Raw genomic sequence first — 4829 nt, 5'->3', positions numbered from 1 at the left:
CCCGCCTGCCCCGGCGCGCTGCCGGATCGCGCTGGTGCGGCGTGTCTCGGGCCGATCGGGCGGCCAGCACCTTCCACGCCGCGGCGACCGGACCACGCATCAGGAGCACTGCGGCGCCCACGATCATCGCAATGACCGCTTGCCGCCGGGCGGAGTCGCTGCCATCGCCCATCAGGTATGCCGTGGCTGCGACCGCCGCCGTCATGGCGGAGACCACGATGKTGTACCCCCGGCTCTTTGGATGTGTCATCACGTTGTTTCCTGTTCCTTGGGGCCAGCCGGGGGGCGTACGACTGCCAGGCAAAGCGTGCTTTCCCTGCACGCAATCAATTGCGGCTCGCCACGCTGCCGGGCATTCTCTACAGCCAGTGCAGCGGCAAGCCATGGGGTGGCCACGCCAGGGTTGCCCAGCGCCGCATCAATGTCATGCACGCCGGCGAATGCATCGGTCTGCACCGCGCCCAAGGCGATATCCGAGCCCTCGGTCAGCATGGCCGCCTTCTCGGCCTTCTGCAGGCCGGATTGCCACAGGTGTGTCAAGGCATCCGGCGTTATCTGGCCGAACAGCGCGGCTGTCCGGATGGTGTCGGCGAGGCCATGGGCGGCGGCCACAGGCCGATGTAGCGTGGCAAYGGCGGGCAGCTCAAGCCGCTCCRCCAATGGCGCCCAGCCCAATAGCAGCGCGACGGCCGCCTCGGCGCTGTTCTGTGGCGGCGTCTCGTGCAATTGGACGGCAACGAAGAGGCGGAATCGTTCCAGCGCCGGGCCACCCGTCTCGTCTAGCCAGGCATCGAGCGCCATCAGCCCATCATTGGCTGGGAGGACCGAGGCYTCAACRTGATGGAGGCCCGTGGCTGTCCAGCATGTCTGCCAGGCGTGGCGAAGCGGCGCCGGATCGACGCCATCGGACACCTGCAACGTGACATCCAGCGGCACGCTCGGGGGCAACGCGCGTAGCGGCATTTCCAGTTGTCCGAGAATGGCTTCGAACACTTCCGCATAGCGGCCACCCGGCTCCACTTCCTCGGCCAGCGGCAGCYTGGAATGGCGAACCGGCGGCAGATGCGGGCGCGGCGAGTGGGCAACGAGAACCGAATCCCGCTCCAGGATCAGACCGGATGCGCAACCGGTCCGCATCGCGCAAAGATACGCGGCGTGGAGCACCGCTAGCGGCTCGGCGCCGAATGCCACGGCAGCTTCGAATTCGCGCTGCCGGGCGTCCGCCGTGGCGGTCAGACGGTTCATCTCATCTTCGTAGAAGTGGAGCCGGAAGCCGAATAGCACGCACCACCCGAGCAACGGAAAGCCGACCAGGCACATCCAGAACCACGGTGTTCCTGTCGGTGCGTCCTTGGGCCACGCCAGCAAGGTCAAGAGGGCGCCAGCCGCCAGAAAGGCGGCCAGCAAGCACAGCCACACGGCTGTTGCTGGCCGCACCGGTGGCTCGGCGTCGAGCGTTGAACGCGGCAATTCCACTGTCATGGGCCGGGCCTCACAGAAGACTTGAAATCAGCTTGCACCCGCACGTGGCGCGATGGCCGTGCCGCGCGATGGGCACGCCATGATCCWGCATGGAAGCATCGCCCTCGATGATCAGGTTGGGACGCACTTCCGGATGCCGGGGGCACGACACGCTGTCGCCCATGCGTGCCACCGCGCGGCCGTCGTAGCGCATGGTGGCGGAGGCGCTGACCACCTTGCYGCCGTGATCGGTGGCGTCGCCCAATCGGATGAGATCMSTCATRTCCRYYCTCCCGATTCAGAAAACACGGCGATAGCGGAAGTAGCCGTCGGTYARCTCCCTCGGCTCCATCATTCCGCCAATCCGGAAGCCGGCCCGCGAGTCGTGGATGTAGTCRTCCATCAGGTGCTGCACGGCGGGGGGCAATGTGGCGCCAAGGCTGACCGCTTCGAGCATGCGGAGCGTCTCGGCATCCACGGGTCCGGCGCGCCGGCCTCGCGTAGTGCGAAGCACGGCGCCGGCAATGGGATTCAATCTCGCCACGCCATCGAGCGCCACTGCTGCAACCCCGGTGTCCTGGGCCCAGACGCGGAGATCGACAAGTTGCGCGGTGAAATCCTTGAGGGCTTCCCGTAGTTGCGCCCGGTCGGTCCTCAGGTGTGCCTCTCTGAAGAAACGTCGGTTCTCCATTAGACGACCTGGCCGGAGAAGGCCGTCTCGCCATTGCAGGTATTGCAGCGTGTGGGATCGTAGGACGGCCACCACGCCATCCTTGCCCTTCGCCGACGTCTTGATCCCGCAATGGTCGAAGAAATTGTTCACTGCGGCCGCCAGTGCCGGCGGGCAATCGAAGTCTGGGGCAACGTCAGGCGTTTCCTTGATTTCCTCCATGCTCCTGAGCGGTACACCGCCGACGAGCGCGGCATGATGCATGTCGATAAGCGGAACCTGGGACAAATGTGGCGACGACAGACCGCCGCCGGGCATCGCCTTGCCCTGTTCCCCGGGACGATAGCCGCCACCCACGTCGGAATGCATGCCTGGATACGCTACCTGCGTGGCCCGTGCGGCAAGCTCGAGCGGAAAGCTCGCGCGCTGCTCGTGCAGCGCTACGAAGTGGACGCACTGCTCCACGGCGGGATGGATCTCGAGATTCGCGGGCGTCGCCCAGTCCATACGGCCATCGAAACCGGGCAGCATGTCGGCCACGCCGACCGACGCCACGGTATCGAACAGACCCATGAAATAGATGCGCAACGGAATGCCGGCGAGGCGGTAGCCACCATTCTCCTGTTCCAGCCACTGGAGAAGCCAGTTGGCGAACACGCGCGCTGTGGCTGCGCCACGAGAGAAGCCGAACACGGCGATGTTGATGTGCGTGACCTTGCGTTCGCGGTTCTTCACGACCGCTTCCAGCTTTTTCTCCCAGGTGCTCAGGACTTGGCGGCGAACCCAGGTTTCGAATCCGGTTTTGCTCGCGTTGTTGACGACGGTTCGGGCTTGCCCAGTACCAAACAAGGACACTCCGGTCAGGTACTCGTGCACCGAATCGAGGATCCGGGTAATTGCCCAGTTGATCCTGTCCGCTCCCATGTGGCCTGCAGCCAGACCAAGCATCCCACCGACGTCGCCAATCTCAGGGAAAGGAGTACCGACCCCTGGTATGTAGTGGGAGAAGAATCCTTCGTCAGGGACATCGATCCCGGCCTTGTAAAGGCGAGCAATATTGCTATGTTTCCCGGCCGCCATCTGCGTAGCTCCGAGACCTGGCTCCTCCCAGTGCATATTGTTGCCGGTGCCGTCGAAGTACAGACCCACAAACACCTGGCCACCGCATTGGCCAGGAGCCTTCTGCCGGATACACGCCATTGCCCTGGCCCGCTGGGCAGTCTCCCGTGCTGTGAGATCGCGCGTGCCACTCGCAGGAATTTTCAACGGCATCGTAATGCTGTAAGGCATGGTTCCTCTCCTCTCTAAATGTTTTTATCTGCGTGCCTCGTCGCCCTTCAACGGATAGTCAGGATGACGCAGAGCCATCATGGTCACGAACACCTTGACGTTGCCGTCGCGCAGAAAATGCACCGCGAACCTTCCGATTTCCTCCGGCCCGTAGGGCGGCACGGCGACGATCCGCTCCTGCGGAACATCGTCGATGCGATTGACCCATCGAACCTTCACCGTCGTGCCAGGCTTGTAGATCCGTGGCACCGTGACGCAACAGGTGAACTTTCCGCCGCCCTCGTGCGCTCCAATATTTGGACCGCCATAGCCATTGACTTCGAACGCATAGATGCCCACATCGGTGTGGTTGTATCCAACCATTGACACTGAGATTGGCTCCTCGCCGCAACCGGACACTGCCAGTGACAATGCTGCCAGCAGGCCGGCTATCCACGCCCGTGGGCGCGCTACTATGTAAGGCATGACTCTCCTCGTGGAACTGTGGTTACTTGCGCGCCTCGTCGCCCTTCAAGGGATAGTCGGGATGTCCAAGACCCATCATGGTCACGAACACCTTGACATTGCCGTCGCGCAGGAAGTGGACGGCGAACATTCCGCCATCCCTTGGTCCATAAGGAGGTACCGGCACGATCCGCTCCTGCGGCACATCGTCGATGCGATGGACCCATCTGACCTTCGCCGTCATGCCAGGCTTGTGGATCCGTGGCACCGTGACGCAACAAGTGAACTTTCCGCCGCCCTCGTGCGGCCAGATATTCGGTCCGCCATGACCGTTGACCTCAAACGCGTAGATCCCCACGTCCGTGTGGTTGTAGCCAACCATTGACACCGCGATGGGCTTGTCGCCGCAACCGGACATTGCCAGTGGCAATGCTGCTAGCAGGCCGGCTATCCACGCCCGTGGGCGCGCTACTGTGTAAGGCATGACTCATGAAACTGTGGTTACTTGCGCGCCTCGTCGCCCTTCAAGGGATAGTCAGGATGACGCAGAGCCATCATGGTCACGAACACCTTGACGTTGCCGTCGCGCAGGAAATGGACGGCAAACCTTCCAATTTCCTCTGGCCCGTAGGGCGGCACGGGGACGATCCGCACCTGCGGAACATCCTTGATGTGGTTGACCCATCTGACTTTCACCGTCGTGCCAGGTTTGTGGGCCCGTGGCACCGTGACGCAACAAGTGAAATTGCCACCGCCCTCGTGCGGGCCGATGTATGGACCGCCGTGCCCGTCTACCTCGAAGGCGTAAATCCCTTCATCGGTGTGGTTATAGCCAACCATTGACACAGCAATAGGCTCGTCACCGCAACCGGAAATCGCTAGCGACAGTGCGGCTAGCAGACTGCCTGCCCACGCCCGCGGGCGCGTTGCTTTGAATCGATTCGTGCCGCCTGAAGCTGGTGGT

General features: G+C 63.1%; 7 protein-coding genes. All 7 read right to left on the bottom strand.

Features of this window, described 5'->3' with window-relative positions; genetic code table 11:
- Positions 1 to 250, bottom strand: a 250-nt coding sequence (locus AB4Z27_RS28450; RefSeq protein ID WP_441645903.1) for a hypothetical protein, incomplete at its 3' end; no start/stop codon positions are given.
- On the bottom strand, positions 250 to 1482 hold the full coding sequence (locus tag AB4Z27_RS28445) for a hypothetical protein (RefSeq protein WP_441645902.1): 1233 nt from the start codon (positions 1480 to 1482) through the stop codon (positions 250 to 252). The genes AB4Z27_RS28450 and AB4Z27_RS28445, both read right to left, overlap by 1 nt.
- Before the next feature lie 10 nt (positions 1483 to 1492).
- Complete coding sequence (locus AB4Z27_RS28440; protein ID WP_441645901.1) at positions 1493 to 1744, bottom strand: PAAR domain-containing protein; 252 nt, start codon at positions 1742 to 1744, stop codon at positions 1493 to 1495.
- 15 nt (positions 1745 to 1759) lie between these two features.
- Positions 1760 to 3421, bottom strand: coding sequence for a T6SS phospholipase effector Tle1-like catalytic domain-containing protein (locus AB4Z27_RS28435; protein ID WP_441645900.1), 1662 nt, complete (start codon positions 3419 to 3421; stop codon positions 1760 to 1762).
- A gap of 24 nt (positions 3422 to 3445) precedes the next feature.
- A complete protein-coding gene (locus AB4Z27_RS28430) occupies positions 3446 to 3886 on the bottom strand; it encodes a DUF3304 domain-containing protein (protein ID WP_441645899.1) in 441 nt (146 codons plus the stop codon).
- A gap of 22 nt (positions 3887 to 3908) precedes the next feature.
- Positions 3909 to 4247: a DUF3304 domain-containing protein gene (locus AB4Z27_RS28425; protein WP_441645898.1), complete on the bottom strand. Its 339-nt coding sequence runs from the start codon at positions 4245 to 4247 to the stop codon at positions 3909 to 3911.
- A 119-nt stretch (positions 4248 to 4366) separates the two neighbouring features.
- Positions 4367 to 4829: DUF3304 domain-containing protein (locus AB4Z27_RS28420; RefSeq protein WP_441645897.1), on the bottom strand; the 463-nt coding region annotated here is incomplete at its 5' end.

This window comes from Cupriavidus sp. KB_39 (assembly GCF_052114485.1).
Lineage (GTDB): Bacteria > Pseudomonadota > Gammaproteobacteria > Burkholderiales > Burkholderiaceae > Cupriavidus.
Note: the sequence above shows the minus strand (reverse complement) of the source record. Positions and strands in the feature narration are given on the sequence as shown.

Coding starts and splice junctions, on each gene's coding strand:
- AB4Z27_RS28430 (WP_441645899.1), bottom strand. CDS start 3,886: ATGCCTTACATAGTAGCGCGCCCACGGGCGTGGATAGCCGGCCTGCTG.
- AB4Z27_RS28425 (WP_441645898.1), bottom strand. CDS start 4,247: ATGGTTGGCTACAACCACACGGACGTGGGGATCTACGCGTTTGAGGTC.